Raw genomic sequence first — 16609 nt, 5'->3', positions numbered from 1 at the left:
CTCGTGCTTATTGAATAAGCGCTAGAGGCCAATTTGATGCATATTTCAGGGCTGCGCACGCTCCATCCCCGGAGGTGGTAAATTGCCCACCCGTTCGCATTCCCCTGAAACCATGCACTCCCGCGCCCTCGTTCTGTTCTCTGGTGGGCAAGACTCCACCACCTGCCTGGCCTTGGCCTTGTCCAAGTACGCCCATGTGGAAACGGTCGCCTTCGACTACGGCCAGCGCCACCACGTCGAGCTGCAAGCGCGTTTGCAGGTTCTCGCCAATCTCAAAGCCCAGTTTCCCGAGTGGGCCGACAAGATGGGCGAAGACCATCTGCTGGACCTGTCGGTGCTGGGCCAGGTCAGCGAGACCTCGCTCACCCGCGACATGGCCTTCAAGATGGAGGAGGGCGGCCTGCCCAACACCTTTGTGCCAGGCCGCAACCTGCTGTTCCTCACCCTGGCCGCCGCGCTGGCCTACCGCCGCGATCTGGAAGTGATCGTCACCGGCGTGTGCGAAACCGACTTCTCCGGCTATCCCGATTGCCGCGACGACACCATGAAAGCCATGCAACTGGCTTTGTCATTGGGCATGGACAAGCGCTATTTGATCGAAACCCCGCTGATGTGGATCGACAAGGCCCAGACCTGGCAACTGGCCCAGCAACTGGGCGGCCAGGCGCTGGTGGACCTGATCGTGGAAGACACCCACACCTGCTACCTGGGCGACCGCGTGCACCGCCATGCCTGGGGCTACGGCTGCGGCGAATGCCCGGCGTGCGTGCTGCGCGCGCGTGGATTTGAGCGGTTTTTATCACCGGCTTGACTTGTCTGTAGCCCGGTTTCGACGGGCCCGTGACGGATATCACCCTTCGTGCTTTTCCTTATCGCCGGTAGCGGCGATAGGGGCATTGGCGCTTGTTCATCAGATACCATTCAAAAATGTGCGCACACATTGTGTGCAGATTTAGTAGCTGGACCTGTCTATGAAGCCAATTTTCCCTCCTTTTCGCGCTGTTTTTTTAGCGCTCATTTGCGCCAGTAGCCTGGCAAGTTACGCCGTTACCGACAGCAAAGCCTCCCGTTATTACGAAGATGCGCTGGGCCGGTTCGAAAAACGCGACATGCCCGGTGCCATCATCCAGCTGAAAAACGCCTTGCAGATCGACAGAAACATGTTGCCCGTGCAAGTGCTGCTGGGCAAAGCCTTGCTGGCCAATGGCGAGGCCGTCACGGCCGAAGTCGCCTTGCTGGAGGCCTTGCGTCTGGGCGTGAACCGGGCCGAGGTGGTTGTGCCCTTGGCGCAGGCTTTCATTGCCCAAGGCAAGCAAAAACTGGTGCTGGAGCAGGGCCAGTTCAGCCCTGCGGGACTGCCACCGGGCACGCAGGTGCAAATCCTGCTGTTGCGCGCGGCCGCCAGCGCCGATCTGGGCGATGTGCGTACGGCCCTGAAGTCGATCGAGGAAGCCCGTGCAGTGGACAGCCGGGCACCGGAAACCTGGCTGGCCGAAGTGCCGGTGCGTATCAGGGTACGCCAATTTGCCGAGGCCCAGATTGCCGTCGACCGGGCGCAATCCCTGGCTCCCAGTTCGGCGGAGGTCCGCTACCAAAAAGGCGCTTTGCTGCACGTGCAGGGCAAACTGGGCGCAGCCGTGGCTGCCTACGATGCAGCGCTGCAATCCGACCCCAATCATATTGAAGCCCGCGTCGCCCGCGCTGGCATCGCTATCGATTTAGGTAAAGACGCCGAGGCCGCCAAAGACGTAGTCGAACTGAAGCGCCTTTCGCCCCGCGAACCCCGTGCAGCCTACCTGAAGGCGCTGCTGGCAGAGCGCAGCGGCAATGTAGCCGCCGTGCGTGCTGCGCTGCTGGAAGTCACCAGCTTGCTGGATCCGGTGCCACCAAGTTTTATCCAGTATCGCCCGCAGTTGCTCATGCTCAATGGCCTGGCCCACTTTGGCCTTGGCGAGCGCGAAAAAGCCAAGCCCTACCTTGAGTCCTTCCAGCGTGTGCAGGGCAACAGCCCGGTCTCCAAACTGCTGGCCCAAATTTACATGTCCGAAGGCAATTTCAGCAGTGCCACCGAATTGCTGGATACCTACATCAAAGCCCAGCCAGGCGATGGCCAGGCCATCACGCTGCTGGCCGGTGCGAACATGGCCCAGGGCCGCCACGCCAAAGCCACGGCCCTGATGCAGCAAGCGCTCACCACCAGAGACACCCCCGAATACCGCGCGGCTCTAGGCCTGAGCCTGGTGGGCGGCGGCAAAACCGGTGATGCCATCGTCCAGCTGGAGACTGCCTTCAAAGACCCGAGCCAGGTTCAGGCCGGTGCTGCCCTGGTGGGCCTGTACCTGCGCGATGACCAGGCCAGCAAAGCCGTCGCGGTGGCCGAAAAACTGGTTCAACTCCAGCCCAATAACGCCGGTTACTACACGCTGTTGGGGATGGCCCATGCCCAGGGTGGCAAGCTGCCCGCTGCCAAAACCGCCTTCGAACGCGCCATCGCACTCGATGCCACCCTGATGGCTCCCGTGGTCAACCTGGCCCGGGTAGACATTGCCGCCAAAGCCTTTGACAGTGCCCAAGCCCGCCTGGCGGCCATTCTCAAAGCCGATGCCAAAAATATCGACGCGATGTACGAAATGGCCAATTTGTCAGACCGCCGTGGCCAGCCTGCCGAGACTCTGCGTTGGTTGCAAAAAGCCAGTGACATTGCGGGCCCGCACGAGTTGCGCCCCGACACCTCGTTGGTCGAGTTGCATCTGCGCAACCGCGCCCCCGCATTGGCCATGGAAGCCGCCAAGCGCCTGCTCGCCAAGGGGGCAGACAACCTGCCGTCCTTGTTGGTCTATGGCCGCGCCCAGTTGGCCAATGGCGACGTGGAGGGGGCCAAATCCACTTTCTCCGGAGCTACCCGCTTTGCCGAGTCCGATCCTCCCATGCAAACACAGATCGCCGTCTTGCAAATGGCCGTCAACAATACCGCCGGAGCCGCCTACAGCCTGGACAAAGCCCTGGCCAGCCAGCCCAACTTTTTGCCTGCCTTGGCCCTGATGGCCGATGTGGAACTGCGCCGCAACGACCCTGCCAAAGCCGAGCAACGGGCCCGCCAAGTGCTGGCGTTGGCCCCCAAGCGCGCCATCGGCAATAGCTTGCTGGGTGATGTCGCCCTGGCCCGGGGCCAGACCGCCGCTGCCATCGATGCCTACCGCCGTGCCCACCAGGTCGAACCCAGTGCCGACACCCTGCTGCGCCTGTTCCGTGCCCAGTTCAACCAAGACGGTGGCAAACCCGCTCTGCAACTGGCCGAGCAATGGGCCAAAACCCGTCCGCAAGACACCCAGGTACGCAAAGCGCTGGCTGAGGGTTACACCCGCACCGGTAACCTTGTCGCTGCACGCGGCCACTACGAGGGTCTATTGAAAACCGCTCCAAACGATGCCGAGGCGCTCAACAACCTGGCCAACGTATTGTTGCGACTGAAGGATCCGACGGCGATCGCTATCGCTGAAAAGGCCGTCGCGCAGGACGGCAATAACGCCAACGCCATTGACACCTTGGGTTGGGCCCTGTTCCAGTCGGGCCAAATGGACCGCGCACTGCAATTGCTGCGCGATGCCCGTTTGCGTGAGCCCGGCAATCCGGTCGTCCGCTACCACCTGGCCACCGTACTGGCCCAGTTGGGCCGCAAGATCGAGGCCCGTGACGAGGCGGAGGCAGCACTCAAGGCTGGACGGGGCTTTGAAGAGCAAGCTGCAGCCGAAAGCCTGCTGAAAACTCTACGTTAAAACGTGTAACCGAGACCTTAAAAAGAGGTGTCGGCATTTCTTACAAAACCATTAATTTAGCAATTTTATAGATGCATAAGCTGTTGATTTATAGAGTTTTTTTTGTCATGGCATGAGTTTGGCTTGATGGTACTTAGTTGAATGAAATTAGTGTTTATACATTTGGTTAACAGGATCACACATATGAAAACCACCCCCTTGAACCGTGCTGTCCAGGCCATTGCAGCTTGCGCTGTGCTGGGTTGGGCTTCGGCCAGCTTCGCCGCGACGACAACATGGAATCTGGAAGCCGGTTGCGGTTCCAATTCAACCGGTGCCGTAGCATGCGGTACCTCTGGTGGCAACACCTTGACGGCCCAGGCATACTCAACCGCTACAGGCACCACCAGCAGTCCCACTACGGGTACCGCGTTTGCGGCGGCCACTATTCAAAACTATGGCACCAACTATGGTGTCGGTGTCCAAAGTGTCAATGATGGAACGGGAAGCCCCAACCATTCCATGGACAACAACGCTGGCACGGACTTGATCGTTCTGAAGTTCACCTCCGCAGTGAACTTGGCCAATATCACCCTGGGCTGGTGGTCTAGCGACTATGACATTTCGGTGCTCGCTTACACCGGTACCGGTACGCCCACAGTTACGGGTAAAACTGCTGCGACGTTGGTCACTTCCGGTTGGACCTCGGTCAAAAACTATGGGAGCTCGGGTACCGCCGTTGGCACTAACCTTGTGGATATCAATGGCAACGGCGGCACGACTGCGAATGTGTCGTTGAATACCACCGATACCACCACTTACTCCAGCTGGTGGATCATCAGTGCCTACAACTCAGGCTACGGTGGCGGTGCCATGGACTCCATAGCCGATTACGTCAAGATCATGTCGGTTGCCAGCAATCCCCAGCCTAGCACTGGTGGCAAGGTTCCCGAGCCAGGTTCTTTGGCCCTGATCGGCCTGGGCTTGCTCGGCTTGATCGGCACCAGCCGTCGCAAAGCCAAGGGCCAGTCGGTTCATTTAGCCGCCTAAGTTTTTGCTCTCTGGCCACTTGCGGCCACTCCTGAAAAGGCACCGAGTTTCGGTGCCTTTTTGCATTGGGGCGTCGCTTTGCCAGTTTCATCAAACTTGTGGATGCGAAATTGGACGGCATCCACCATCATGAAGTTAATCCCACCCGGAGACGGTTGATGCAAACAGCAGAGCGCTTTGGAGCCAAGGTATCTATCGGTTTGCCGGGGCGTGGCATGTTTTTGCTGGAAGCGGCGGAGCCGGGTGGTCTGGACGCTTTGGTGCGCAGTGTGGGCGGCCAGGTGGTCGCCCGCCTCGACACTGCCAAGGCTTTGGTGGTAATGGGAGTGACTTCGTACATGGGTTTGCGGGGATCGCGGGCAGTGCGTTTCATTGGCCCGGTCAACGTGGACCAGCAGCGCCTGGCGGCGGTTCTGGGGGCTTTGAACCTTTCCAGAACAGTGCCAGCGCCCAGGGTTTCGTAACTGCTGCTGTGACCAGCGGCCCACTTCAAGGAGACAGCTATGGCCGGTAGTGTTGGACAAGAATTACTCGACGTACCCCTTCCCGATATGGTGCTGAAACTTGCGCTGGGCATTGCCGAGGCGCAAAAGGCGCTGGACGAAAACTCGGTGGAAACCGCCAAGGCCCTGGCCGAAACCGAGCTGCCGCTGGTGATGGGGGTCACCCAGACCATCGCCGCCAATGGCGACGTGACCTTTGTGAACTCTCCCCCGGTCAACGTGTCGCTGATCCAGATCGGGTTGATGCCCACGTTCTACCAGTTTGCCGAGGCAACCATCGAAGTGACGATGGACATCAAGACCACCACCTCGGTGGAAACCAGTCTCAAAATCGGTGTCAAAGCCAAAGCTGGGTTTGCCTGCTGGAGCGCATCGGTGTCGGTGGACGTGTCGCATAACCGCAAGTTTGGCAAAGAGGTGCGAGGCACCAGCCGCCTGCTGACCCGCATGGTGCCGGTGCCACCGCCGCCGCGCATTGCCCCGCAGCTTAACGTGGTGGATAACCGTCCACCCAAAGTACCCGCCTGACCATGGCCACGCTGGACAAGGTCAAGGCCTTTCGCACGCCCATCGTGGCGGCCGATGTGGCGGTGCAAGAAACGGCATCCACCTCGTTTGCCGACTTGGTGCGCCTGATGGCCGAGGGCATTGCCGATGCGCAGATGGCGCTGGACCGCAGCGCCGCCGAGATGGTGACCGAGCTGGCCGAAACCACGGTGCAGATCGTCCCCAGCATCACCGAAACGGTGGCGGCGGACGGCACGGTCAGCTTCACCCAGGGTGCGCCGCAAACCGTGTCGCTGCTGGCGCTGGGGGTGAAGCCGACCTTCTACCAGTTCTCGCAGGCCACGGTGGAGGTCAGCATGGACCTGAAGCTGGTCGAGCAGACCAACTCCGACGGCACCGTCAAGAAGGGCGGGCTGGGTTTGTTTGCGGAGACATCCAACATCCGCTTTGAGCGCAAGCTCAACCGCGACGTGTCGGTGCATTCCAAAATTACCGCTACCCTGGTGCCCGTGCCCGCGCCGCTGCGTCTGGAGATTCCGCGCCGCACGGTCACCAGCTGACCCACCCGTTGTACTGATAGCTGGAGCACTCTCGCCATGGCCCTCGCCACCAACCCCATCAATCTGCAGCGTGCTCCCCTGGGGGCCTTGCTGGGCAACGCCGGTGCCGCCCTGACCAGCGCCCAGACCGATCTGGGCCTGGGGGTCGGCCTGGCCAGTGGCATGGTGATGTCTGAGGCCACGCTGGAAATCAAGGCCGCGGTGTCGCGCAGCAGCACTGGCGAGCTGGAGATCGAGCCGTTGTCTTCTGCCCGTCTGTCCGGTGCACTTAATGCCTCGGCCGTGTCCACCATCCGCGTCAACTTTGTGGCCACCGCCGCCACACCGGCCTTGGCCAGCAACCCCGGCGGCAGCACCGTGCCCGTCAAGACCAAGGACGAGATCATCAAAGGCTTTAGGCAACGCGACGATCTGCAGGCGCTGGAGCGGGTGATGGGCCCGCTGGAGGTGCGCGCTACCTTTGTGCCGGGCAGCAGCCGCTGGCTGGTGAACGCGGTGGATGCCGATGGCCGCATGGTGCGTGAGCAGTTGGTGGCAGACTAACAACCCATCCTGTGCGCAACCGAGGAACCCAAGATGGCGACCAAACCCCCCACGCTGGCGCAGCTGCAAACCGCGTTGAAGGCCGCCCAGGCCCAGACGGCGGACACCGAGGCCGCCGCCCGCAAAAGCCTGGCCGAAGCGGCCGATGCCATGTCGCGCCTGAAACTGGCCGCCACCGCCGCCAGTGACCGTGAACTCAAGGCTACTGCCGAGGCTGACGCGCTGCGCCAGCAACTGGCCAGCGTGCAGGCCCAGTTGCGGGCACCCGAAGAGGCCGACGACCAGGCCGCCCAGATCAGCCTGCTGAAAACCCAGATCGAGGGTTTGCTGGCCGAAAACCAGCGCCTGGCCGAGCAGCGCGACGCGGCCCAGGCCGACAACCAGACGCTGTTCAAGCGCCTGGACGGCAGCGTCGAGCGCGAAAAAGCCGCCATTGCCGCCGCTGTGCAAACCAAGGTGGCCGAGCAGGAGGCCGCCACCAAGGCCAGTATGGAGAGCCTGCGCCTGGGTGCCGAGCGCATCAAGACCCTGTCGGCCCAATTAGGCGGTGCGGGCAAGCTGGAGGTGCTGGCCCCGGACCAGGTGGGGCATCTAATGGGTGGGTTCTTGCAGCAGCTGGAAACCGGGATGCCCACGCTGCGGCTGGCCGAGGGCGAGCTCAAACTCAAGCTGGGCCTGGCCCGCACCGACCAGCAAGACGGCTTTGTCATCCTGCCGCCGAACGCCAGCGCCGAGCTGCGCAGCAGCCTGCACGAAATCTCGCTGCGCTTTGACCGGGCGGGCAGCACGGTGTTGAAGACCGAAGTGGGTTGAACGGTTTCAAGCCTTTTTGGCCTCTCACGCTTATTCCATAAGCGCAATAAGCTATAAATTATGTAGCAAATGGATTTTACCTGGTCATGATGTCGCGGTGCATCGGTGCCAGCTTGGCCAATAGCTGGTTTTGGGCGGTAAACGGAATGCCTTGCGCATCCATGGCGGCCTGCAAAATCTCCACTACCAGGTTGAACTGGGCTTTGTCGATGCCCAGCTGGGCGTGCGAATTCTTCATGGTTTCGCCGTCGTACTTGCACGGCCCGCCGCTGATTTCGCAGAACTGGTCGGCGATCTGCTCCTTCAGGTAGGCGGGTTTGATGTCGTCAAACATCTTGCCGATGCGCGGGTGGGCTTTCATACGGTCCACAAAGTCGCTGGCCAGGGCGGTAATGCCGGGCTTTTCGCCAAGAGATTGGTAGAGCGGAGTAGTTTGTGCATGGCTGGCAGCGGACCACACCAGCAGTGCAGCGGCGATCCATGGTTTGCAAAATTGCATGCTGTAGCTCCTCAAAATGCGACCTGGGCGGACACGTAGCCACCGGTCTGTTTGCGGCCCGCTACCAGTGCGGGGGCGATGCGGCCCAGGTCCACATAGGCCAGGGTCAGCGAGAAGTGCTTGCTGGGGGCCCAGGCGATGAACAGGTCTTTCCAGCTGTCTTCGCGCAGCGCGCCCGAATTGGCACCGAACACGGCGTTGCCCACCGGCTCCAGGTTGTTGGGTTTGAAGCGTATTTCCGCGCCAATGGCGATGTCTTTGCGCAGCAGATAGGCCACCGAGAATTCCGGCATGAACCTGTACTTGCCTTGCCCCAGCGCCCCGCCAAAACCCAGCAGGCCGTTCTGGTTGGCCCGGGTGGCGCGCAGCGTGCCGTTGAGCAGCAGGCCCTGGCCCAGCAATAGTTTGGTGGCGCTCACATACAGGTCGGTGCCGGTGGTTTTGGCCCCCAGGGCGGTCAGCACCGGCTCCATGCCGCCGGCATGCAGGCGCTTGTGCTGCAGGCCCACGGCGATTTGCGGCATCCAGGTGTCGCTGTTGAGCACCGCATCGCCCCCCAGCCGCACCTTTGCACCGAAGATGTCCATCTTGAGGTGCTGGCCGGGTGCAATGCCCAAGGCCGCCGTAGGGCTGGCATCGAAATCTTGCCGGGCCAGAGACAGCTCCAGCCGGTCGTGGATGCCTATGACTGCACCCGCTACGGTCAGGCCGTAGTCTTGGGTGTGCACGCGGGTGAGCGCGGCGCTGACCCCGATCTCATGCGCGGTGGCGTTACTGCCCACCACCGCCCACGGGCTCAGCCCGCCACCGGCTGCGCCGTCGATGCTGCTGACACCGCCGGTCAGCAGCAATTTGCCGGTGTCGGCCATAGCCCCAGGGCTGCACAGAGCCCAAACGGATGCGGCCAGTGCCGTGGAGAACAAGCGCATAAAAACTCCTCGTGGAAGGGGGGGGAACCGGTAGATTTATTTGTAACATGCGCTTGTAAAGCCACACATTCGGATACGCCGAAAATACCGTAAAAACGGGGGCTCACGCTGTTTTGCTTTCGCCCATTTCAACCGGGAACCCTTCCATGCAACACCCCTGGCAAGCCCATTACCCCGCTGGAATGCCCACGGCCATCGACACCTCCGGCTTGCCGACGGCGGTGGCCCTGCTGGAGCACAGCTTTACCAGCCACCGAGACAGCGATGCCTACGTGTTCATGGGCCACGCGCTGCGCTACGGCGATGTGGATGCCTTGTCCAGAGCGCTGGCCGCCTGGCTGCAGGCGCAACCGCTGGCCCAGGGTGACTGCGTGGCCATCATGCTGCCCAATCTGCTGAGCTTCCCCGTGGCCATGGCGGCGGTGTTGCGGGCCGGGCTGGTGGCGGTGAACATCAACCCGCTGTACACCCCGCGCGAGCTGCAGCACCAATTGCAGGACTCCGGTGCCAAGGCTATCGTCATCCTCGACCGCTTTGTGCCCACGCTGGATGCCATAGCCGCCCACACCGATGTGGCCACCGTGCTGGTGGTCGCGGGTACCGACCTGATGGGCCTGCCTGCCGGGGCGGTGCTGCCCGCGCTGGCCGAGGGGGGCAGCAGCTTTGTCGATGCCCTGGTGCAGGGCCGCAGCTTGCCGTACCACCGCCCCGTGCTGCAGCCCAGTGACCCGGCGGTGCTGCAGTACACCGGCGGCACCACGGGCGTGAGCAAGGGGGCCACGCTGCTGCACAGCACCCTGGCGGCCAACGTGCTGGCTTCCGAGGCCTGGATGGCACCGGGCCTGCAGCGCCAAGCCCGCAGCACCCAGTTCACCATCGTCTGTGCGCTGCCGCTGTACCACGTGTTTGCGTTTGTGGCCTGCAGCCTGCTGGGCATGCGGGCCGGGGCGCGCAACATCCTCATCCCGAACCCGCGCGACCAGACCGCCATGATCGCGCTCTTGAAGCCCTACAAGCTGCACATGTTCCCGGCGGTTAACACCTTGTTTGGCGCGCTGCTGCAGCACCCCGACTTTGCGCAGCTGGACTTCAGCGAGCTGTGCATCAGCAACGGCGGCGGCAGCCCGGTGCAGGCCGCCGTGGCCCAGCGCTGGCTGGAGGTCACCGGCTGCCCCATCACCGAAGGCTACGGCCTGTCGGAAACCGCCGCCGCCGTGGTCTGCAACCGCACCGACCTGGAGGCCTTTACCGGCGACATCGGCCTGCCCATGCCCGGCGTGCACATCCGCATGCTCGACGATGCTGGCCAGGACGTGCCCCCAGGCCAGCCCGGCGAAATCGCTATCCACGGCCCGCAGGTCATGGCCGGCTATTGGCAGCGCCCCGAGGACACCGCCGCCGCCTTCACGCCGGACGGCTACTTCCTCAGCGGCGACATCGGCGTGATGGACGCGCAGGGCCGCATCCGCATCGTCGATCGCAAAAAAGACATGCTGCTGGTCAGCGGCTTCAACGTCTACCCCAACGAGATCGAAGCCGTGCTGGCCCGCCACCTCGGCGTGCTGGAATGTGCGGTGGTGGGCGTGCCCGATGCGGCCACCGGCGAAGCGGTGAAGCTGGTGGTGGTGAAAAAAGACCCGGCTGTGACCGAAGCCGACTTGCTGGCCTTTTGCGCCGAGCAGCTCGCCGCCTACAAGCGCCCGCGCAGTGTGGAGTTCATCGACGCGCTGCCCAAGTCGGCGTTGGGCAAGGTGCTGCGCCGCGAACTGCGCACTGCCTAAAACAGCCAGCCCGTCTGTGCTTCCAAATGCATAGCTGCTTGCGCAGATGGAATAAGCGCTGAGGCCGTATTTCCTTCTGAATCTGCCTTCACCAGCGAACCCACCCGTACGCCCAGCAGCCGCAGGCGTTTGTCCAGCGGCGCGCGCTTCAGGCACTGCCCGGCGGCGTGGCGGATGGCCTTGGCATCTGCGGTGGGTTGGAGGAGCGTGTGGTCGCGGGTGGCGGCCTTGAAGTCGTCATAGCGCAACTTGATGCCAATGGTTTTGCCCACATAGCCCTTGCGCTGCAGGTCGGCGGCCACCTGCTCGCACAGCCGGGTGAACACCGCACCCAGCTCGGCCCGGTCGTGCACCGCGTGCAGGTCGCGGTCAAAAGTGGTTTCGCGGCTCATGGACACGGGTTCGCTCTCGGTCACCACCGGCCGGTCGTCGCGCCCGTGGGCCGACGCATGCATCCACGCCCCGGTGGCCTTGCCAAAATGCGCCACCAGCCACTGCGGGTCGGCGGCAGCCAGGTCGCCAATGGTGTGTAGCCCCAGCGCCGTCAGCTTCTCGCTGGCCTTGGGGCCAATGCCGTTGATCTTGCGGCAGGGCAGGGGCCAGATCAGGGTTTGCAAATCGTCCGGCCCGACGATGGAAATGCCATTGGGTTTGTTGAACTCGCTGGCCATCTTGGCGATCAGCTTGTTGGGTGCCACGCCCACCGAACAGGTCAGCCCCGTGGCATCGAGCACCGCCTTCTGGATCAGCCGCGCCAGCACCCGCCCACCCTCGCGCTGGCCGCCGGGCACCTCGGTAAAGTCCAGATAAATCTCGTCCACTCCCCGGTCTTCCATCAGCGGCACGATGTCCTGCGCGATGGCCTTGAACTGGCGCGAGTAGCGGCGGATTTCCTCAAAGTCCACCGGCAGCAAAATCGCCTGCGGACACAGCTTGGCCGCCTTCATCAGCCCCATCGCCGACCCCACCCCAAACTGCCGCGCCGCATAGGTGGCCGTGGTAATTACCCCGCGCCCCACGTAGTCCTTGAGCTTGGGAAATTCGTTTACCCCAATTTCGGCCAGCGCCCGCCCCGCCAGCGCCTCGTCCTCCCTGCGCCGCCCCCCGCCAATCACCACCGGCAAGCCCTTGAGCTGCGGGTAACGCAGCAACTCCACGGAAGCGTAGAACGCGTCCATGTCGAGGTGGGCGATGCGGCGGGGGCTGTGCATTTAAACAGTGTAAGGGAGGTTGGGGATGTGAATTTTTGTCGCGTGGAAATGGGACGTCTGGGAAAATGGGAACGCTAAAAATCAAGCGGACCCAGGTCACTTGGTAGGTAGACACCAGTACCGAGAAGTCTTTGACCAAAAGTACAGCATTTGGCAATATTTTGAGTGGTATTTATTGATAATTAATTTTTAAACCAATAGGGGTTGGCTATGAGAAAAATTATTTTTTTTCTGACTGTTATTTTTTTGACAGGCCTGCATGGTGTTTCGGCGCAACAAAAAAAAGTGGTCATGGCCTCTGATAATTGGTGTCCTTATACTTGTGACAGCAAAGATAAAAATTATTCTGGTTTTTCTGTTGATTTAATACGTGAGGCACTAAAAATAAACGGACGCGATTCGGATTATGTAAATGCACCTTTTTTACGGGTGAATGATGGTGTACTTGAAGGGGTATTCCAAATTTTACCTGCCACTATTAGCAGTAGTTCACCAGACCTACGTATTAGCAAGGAGCCCGTGGCTTACCAAAAGAACATTTTTATTGTCAAAAAGGGGACGAAGTGGAGGTATGAAGGTATTAAGTCACTAGAGAAGGTGAAAATAGGCTTGATCACCGGCTATACCTACTCTCCCGAGATTGATGAATATGTAAAGAATAATCCATCAAAAGCCCAGGCGTTATACAGCGATAAAGCGCAAGAGCAAAATTTAAAGAAATTGATGGATGGTAAAATTACTGCCTATCTTGAAGATGAAAATGTTGTCAGATACTTTGCAAAAAAATTAAATATTGCGAATGAAATTGAAAATGCTGGCCTGGTCTTTGAGTTTCCAATTTACTGCGGTCTGGGAACCGATGAAAATGCAAAAATGCTTGCCGATAGTCTGGATGACGGCATCAGAAAGCTGAAGAAGACGGACACCATGAAAAAATTGGTGGAAAAATACCAGATATCCAACTGGAGATGAATATATTTGGTGAGGGTTATGTTCTCGCCAAAAGTCTGTAGCGGCGATGACGGAATCTATGCGCTCATGCCAGCAGCGCGCACCACACTACTAGAGTCGTACCGATGAAAACACTGATTGCTTGCCTTGTATTGGCATCTTGGATGGCGGGTTGCGCGGTTTACACACCGTCGGGCTCCGTCGTCGTCAATCCTGCCGGGTCGCAAAGCCAAGGCAGCGGAAAGTTCTGCCCGCCTGGCCAAGCCAAGAAGGGCAACTGCTAAGCACGGCCTTTTGCAACGGCCTGACACGACGGCGCTTTCGCCATTGGGGCACGATGGGCACAACTTCGAGGCCGTCTGCCATGCGCCGGAGGACGCTTCCTGACCGTTGGGGTACTGAATGCTCTTTTTTTGATAGTAAAAAATAGGAGCTGCTCGCGCCCATTCCATCAGCACAAAGGGCTATTTTGGCACCCGAAAAATGGCCTGAAAATACGAAACGGCGGAAGAACCCGCTTCACCCCGCCAACACCTGCGCCAACCGGTTATGCCGCTCCACCAGCGGCCCCAGTTCCACCGTCGCCAGCTGTCCCTCCCGCACCACCACCCGCCCGTTGACCACCGTATAGGCCGCCTGCGCGCTGGCGCACAGGAGCAGGCTGCCGACGGGGTCGTGCACGGCACCGCCTGCGAAGGGCAGGGTGCGCTGGTCGAACAGGGCCAGGTCGGCGCACATGCCGGGGGCGAGGTGGCCGATGTCGCTGCGGCCCAGTACCTGCGCGCCGCCGCGGGTGGCAATTTCCAGCATGTCGCGAACGGTCATTTCTGCCGGGCCGTGGTCGCAGCCGAAGGGTTCTAAAGATCGGCCCACGCGCGCCAGCAGCAGGGCCTGCCGGGCTTCGTTGACCATGTGGGCACCGTCGTTGCTGGCGCTGCCGTCTACGCCCAGGCCCACGGGCACACCGGCATTCAACATTTTGCGGATGGGGGCGATGCCGCTGGCCAGGCGCATATTGCTGCAGGGGCAGTGGGCCACGCCGGTGCGGGTGGCGGCAAACAGGCTGATGCCTTCCGTGTCCAATTTGACGCAGTGGGCGTGCCACACGTCGGGGCCGAGCCAGCCCAGGTCCTGGGCGTATTCGGCGGGGGTGCAGTGGAACTTTTCGCGGGTGTAGGCGATGTCGTGGTCGTTTTCGGCCAGGTGGGTGTGCAGGCGGGCACCCAGACTGCGGGCGAGGGCGGCGGATTCGCGCATCAGGTCGCGGCTGACGCTGAAGGGGGAGCACGGGGCCAGGGCCACCTGGGTCATCGCGCCCCAGGATGTGTCGTTGTAGCGGGTGATGAGGCGCTGGCTGTCGTGCAGGATGGCATCCTCGCGCTCGACCACGCTGTCGGGTGGCAGGCCGCCCTGGCTGGCACCTACGCTCATGCTGCCGCGGCTGGCGGTGAAGCGCATGCCGATGTCCGTTGCTGCGGCAATGCTGTCGTCGAGCTGCACGCCGTTGGGGTAGATGTAGAGGTGGTCGCTGCTGGTGGTGCAGCCTGAGAGCAGCAGCTCGGCCATGGCGACCTGGGTGGAGACGTGGACCATCTCGGGCGTGAGCCCGGCCCAGATCGGGTACAGGCCGCGCAGCCAGCCAAACAGCTCGGCGTTTTGCACCGGGGGGATGGCCTTGGTGAGGCTCTGGGTCATGTGGTGGTGGGTGTTGACCAGGCCGGGGATGACCAGGTGGCCTTGGGCGTTGATCACCTCGTCGGCGCTGTGCAGCAGGGCCGGGGGCAGGTCGGCGGCGCTGCCCAGCGATTCGATTTTGCCGTCGCGCACGAACACCCAGCCCTGGCGCAGCTCGCGGCGGGTGGCATCCAGGGTGGCGATGCAGTCGGCGTTGTGGATCAGCAAGGTGGGCATGGCATGTTTCGGAGAGTGTGGTCCGAATATTACATGCCAAATCGGCCTCTGGCGCTTATTAAATAAGCGCTACTAGCTATGAAAATAGTAGTATCAGGCCATGCGCCCGTTGGTGCCCTGTACAAAGCAGCCGGTGATGCGCCACTGTTTGTTCTTTTGCTGCTGCAGGGTGTAGACGGCCAGCCAGGCCACGCCTTCGGCATCGGACATTTGCACCGGTTGCACCACCATGTCACCGTCGCGCTCGGGCTGCATGAAGGCCACCGAGGCCGGGCGGTAGACCACCGCGTAGTGGCCGCGCACCATGGCCAGGAAGTGCTCGGCCGAGACCACCGACTTGCGCACGTTGGGGGCGGCATACGAGAAGGCTTTGGTGGCATCGTCGGCGGCAAAGGCAGCCAGTTGGGCCTGGATGACAGCGCGCACGTTTTTGACCTCTTGGGTGCTCAGCGGTGCGGCCAGGGCCGAGAGCGATAGCAGCAGTGCTGCCAGGGCGGTGGTGATCCGGCGCCACAGGGTGGCACTGTGGAAATGGGGGTGGGGGAGCGTGTGCATGGCGACCGTCCTTTCAGAATGGCCACGCGGCGGGTGGCGGTTCTATTCTCAACCTACCGCGCTAAAAAGCCAGTGTTATCCAGGCAATAACTACGGGCGCTGTGGTGGCTCTTCCAGGGCCATGCCGGGCGGCGTGGCGCAGTCCTTGCGCGAACCAAAGGCGTTGGCGTAGCACCAGGTGAATTCGGCCCCCACCAGAAAGATCTGCGCCGAGTAGTACACCCACACCAGCATCACCACCAGCGAGCCCGCCGCGCCAAAGGCCGATGCCACGCCGCTGCGGCCCACGTACAGGCCGATCAGCGATTTGCCCACGGTAAACAGCAGCGCGGTGAAGAGCGAGCCAATCCACACGTCTTTCCACTCCACCCGGGCGCGGGGCATGATTTTGTAGATCAGCGCAAACATGGTGGCGATCAGCACGAAGCCGCCCACGGCGTTGACGATGGAGGCCACTGCCAGCCAGCTGCCAAAGATGGGTTGCAGCCAGCGCTCGGTATAGGCCAGGGCGGCGCTGACCACCAGCGACACCATCAGCATGAAGCCGATGGCCAAAATCATGCCAAACGACAGCAGCCGAGCGCGCAGCATGCCGACCCAGCCCGCCTGTTTGCTGTGGGCCGGTACACGCCAGATGCGGTTCAATGCGTCTTGCAACTCCCCAAATACCGTGGCGGCACCGATGAACAGCAGCGCCACGCCCAGCAAGGTGGCGGCGATGCCTTCGCCGGGCTGGCGCACGCTGGCCAGCAGTTCTTGTACCGCGCCCGCACCCTGGTCACCCATCATTGAGCGCAGTTGCGCGGCGATTTCGCCGCGGGCGGCTTCCTCGCCAAACACCAGCCCGGCCACCGAGATGGCGATCAGCAGCAGCGGCGCCACCGAGAAGGTGGTGTAGTAGGCCAGCGCAGCCCCCATGCTGAGGGCGTAGTCGTCCACCCAGGAGTTAGCGACCTGTTGGAGTAGTTTCCAATAGGGTTTCAAGGATTTCAAAAGCATGCCTGCATCATCGCCTACGGGGTGGGTGTGGTCTGGCGGATG

The 16609-nt window shown here is 61.6% G+C and carries 17 protein-coding genes; 11 read left to right on the top strand and 6 right to left on the bottom strand.

The genetic code is table 11. The annotated features are described in order from the left end of the window. The first annotated feature begins 112 nt into the window (after nucleotides 1–112). The 8 genes from queC (at nucleotide 113) to AC097O_RS06715 (ending at nucleotide 7731) form a co-directional block, all read left to right on the top strand. Nucleotides 113–811, top strand: coding sequence for a 7-cyano-7-deazaguanine synthase QueC (gene queC, locus AC097O_RS06750; RefSeq protein ID WP_479592065.1), 699 nt, complete (start codon nucleotides 113–115; stop codon nucleotides 809–811). A 160-nt stretch (nucleotides 812–971) separates the two neighbouring features. Next, the gene (prsT, locus tag AC097O_RS06745) at nucleotides 972–3776 is read left to right on the top strand and encodes an XrtA/PEP-CTERM system TPR-repeat protein PrsT (protein ID WP_479592064.1); all 2805 of its coding nucleotides are present in this window, start codon (nucleotides 972–974) and stop codon (nucleotides 3774–3776) included. A 183-nt stretch (nucleotides 3777–3959) separates the two neighbouring features. After that, nucleotides 3960–4805: an exosortase-dependent surface protein XDP1 gene (gene xdp1, locus AC097O_RS06740; RefSeq protein ID WP_479592063.1), complete on the top strand. Its 846-nt coding sequence runs from the start codon at nucleotides 3960–3962 to the stop codon at nucleotides 4803–4805. Nucleotides 4806–4963: 158 nt separating this feature from the next. After that, the gene (locus AC097O_RS06735; protein WP_479592062.1) at nucleotides 4964–5269 is read left to right on the top strand and encodes a hypothetical protein; all 306 of its coding nucleotides are present in this window, start codon (nucleotides 4964–4966) and stop codon (nucleotides 5267–5269) included. Between the two features lie 87 nt (nucleotides 5270–5356). Then, nucleotides 5357–5836 (top strand): hypothetical protein, encoded by a 480-nt coding sequence (locus AC097O_RS06730; protein ID WP_479592061.1) that lies wholly within the window; start codon nucleotides 5357–5359, stop codon nucleotides 5834–5836. A gap of 2 nt (nucleotides 5837–5838) precedes the next feature. Further along, entirely contained in the window at nucleotides 5839–6375 is a 537-nt protein-coding gene (locus AC097O_RS06725) for a hypothetical protein (protein WP_315187223.1), read from the top strand. 36 nt (nucleotides 6376–6411) lie between these two features. Next, a complete protein-coding gene (locus AC097O_RS06720; protein WP_479592060.1) occupies nucleotides 6412–6918 on the top strand; it encodes a hypothetical protein in 507 nt (168 codons plus the stop codon). 33 nt (nucleotides 6919–6951) lie between these two features. Beyond that, nucleotides 6952–7731, top strand: a complete 780-nt coding sequence (locus AC097O_RS06715; RefSeq protein WP_479592059.1) for a hypothetical protein — start codon at nucleotides 6952–6954, stop codon at nucleotides 7729–7731. Nucleotides 7732–7807: 76 nt separating this feature from the next. Here the strand turns inward: AC097O_RS06715 and AC097O_RS06710 are convergent, their stop codons facing one another. Both AC097O_RS06710 and AC097O_RS06705 read right to left on the bottom strand, forming a co-directional pair. Continuing rightward, nucleotides 7808–8230, bottom strand: coding sequence for a group I truncated hemoglobin (locus tag AC097O_RS06710; RefSeq protein WP_479592058.1), 423 nt, complete (start codon nucleotides 8228–8230; stop codon nucleotides 7808–7810). An 11-nt stretch (nucleotides 8231–8241) separates the two neighbouring features. Next, nucleotides 8242–9159, bottom strand: a complete 918-nt coding sequence (locus tag AC097O_RS06705) for a DUF3034 family protein (RefSeq protein WP_479592057.1) — start codon at nucleotides 9157–9159, stop codon at nucleotides 8242–8244. Nucleotides 9160–9305: 146 nt separating this feature from the next. Between AC097O_RS06705 and AC097O_RS06700 the strand changes: the two genes are divergently transcribed. Continuing rightward, entirely contained in the window at nucleotides 9306–10940 is a 1635-nt protein-coding gene (locus AC097O_RS06700) for an AMP-binding protein (RefSeq protein ID WP_479592056.1), read from the top strand. On the opposite strand, the gene dinB is transcribed toward AC097O_RS06700, so the two are convergent. Beyond that, nucleotides 10937–12151 (bottom strand): DNA polymerase IV, encoded by a 1215-nt coding sequence (gene dinB, locus AC097O_RS06695; RefSeq protein WP_479592055.1) that lies wholly within the window; start codon nucleotides 12149–12151, stop codon nucleotides 10937–10939. The genes AC097O_RS06700 and dinB overlap by 4 nt on opposite strands. 210 nt (nucleotides 12152–12361) lie before the next feature. On the opposite strand from dinB, the gene AC097O_RS06690 reads away from it, so the two are divergent. After that, entirely contained in the window at nucleotides 12362–13123 is a 762-nt protein-coding gene (locus tag AC097O_RS06690; RefSeq protein WP_479592054.1) for a substrate-binding periplasmic protein, read from the top strand. A 104-nt stretch (nucleotides 13124–13227) separates the two neighbouring features. Continuing rightward, nucleotides 13228–13386, top strand: coding sequence for a hypothetical protein (locus AC097O_RS06685; RefSeq protein WP_479592053.1), 159 nt, complete (start codon nucleotides 13228–13230; stop codon nucleotides 13384–13386). 235 nt (nucleotides 13387–13621) lie between these two features. Here the strand turns inward: AC097O_RS06685 and AC097O_RS06680 are convergent, their stop codons facing one another. From AC097O_RS06680 to AC097O_RS06670, 3 genes are all read right to left on the bottom strand, one after another. Then, nucleotides 13622–15013 carry an 8-oxoguanine deaminase gene (locus AC097O_RS06680; protein WP_479592052.1) on the bottom strand — a complete coding sequence of 464 codons (1392 nt, stop codon included), beginning with the start codon at nucleotides 15011–15013 and terminating at the stop codon, nucleotides 13622–13624. A 93-nt stretch (nucleotides 15014–15106) separates the two neighbouring features. After that, entirely contained in the window at nucleotides 15107–15568 is a 462-nt protein-coding gene (locus tag AC097O_RS06675; RefSeq protein ID WP_479592051.1) for a DUF4864 domain-containing protein, read from the bottom strand. A 90-nt stretch (nucleotides 15569–15658) separates the two neighbouring features. Then, nucleotides 15659–16567 (bottom strand): YihY/virulence factor BrkB family protein, encoded by a 909-nt coding sequence (locus AC097O_RS06670; RefSeq protein ID WP_479592050.1) that lies wholly within the window; start codon nucleotides 16565–16567, stop codon nucleotides 15659–15661. Nucleotides 16568–16609 lie beyond the last annotated feature (42 nt).

Source organism: Rhodoferax sp. LS1P39 (assembly GCF_056521425.1).
Note: the sequence above shows the minus strand (reverse complement) of the source record. Positions and strands in the feature narration are given on the sequence as shown.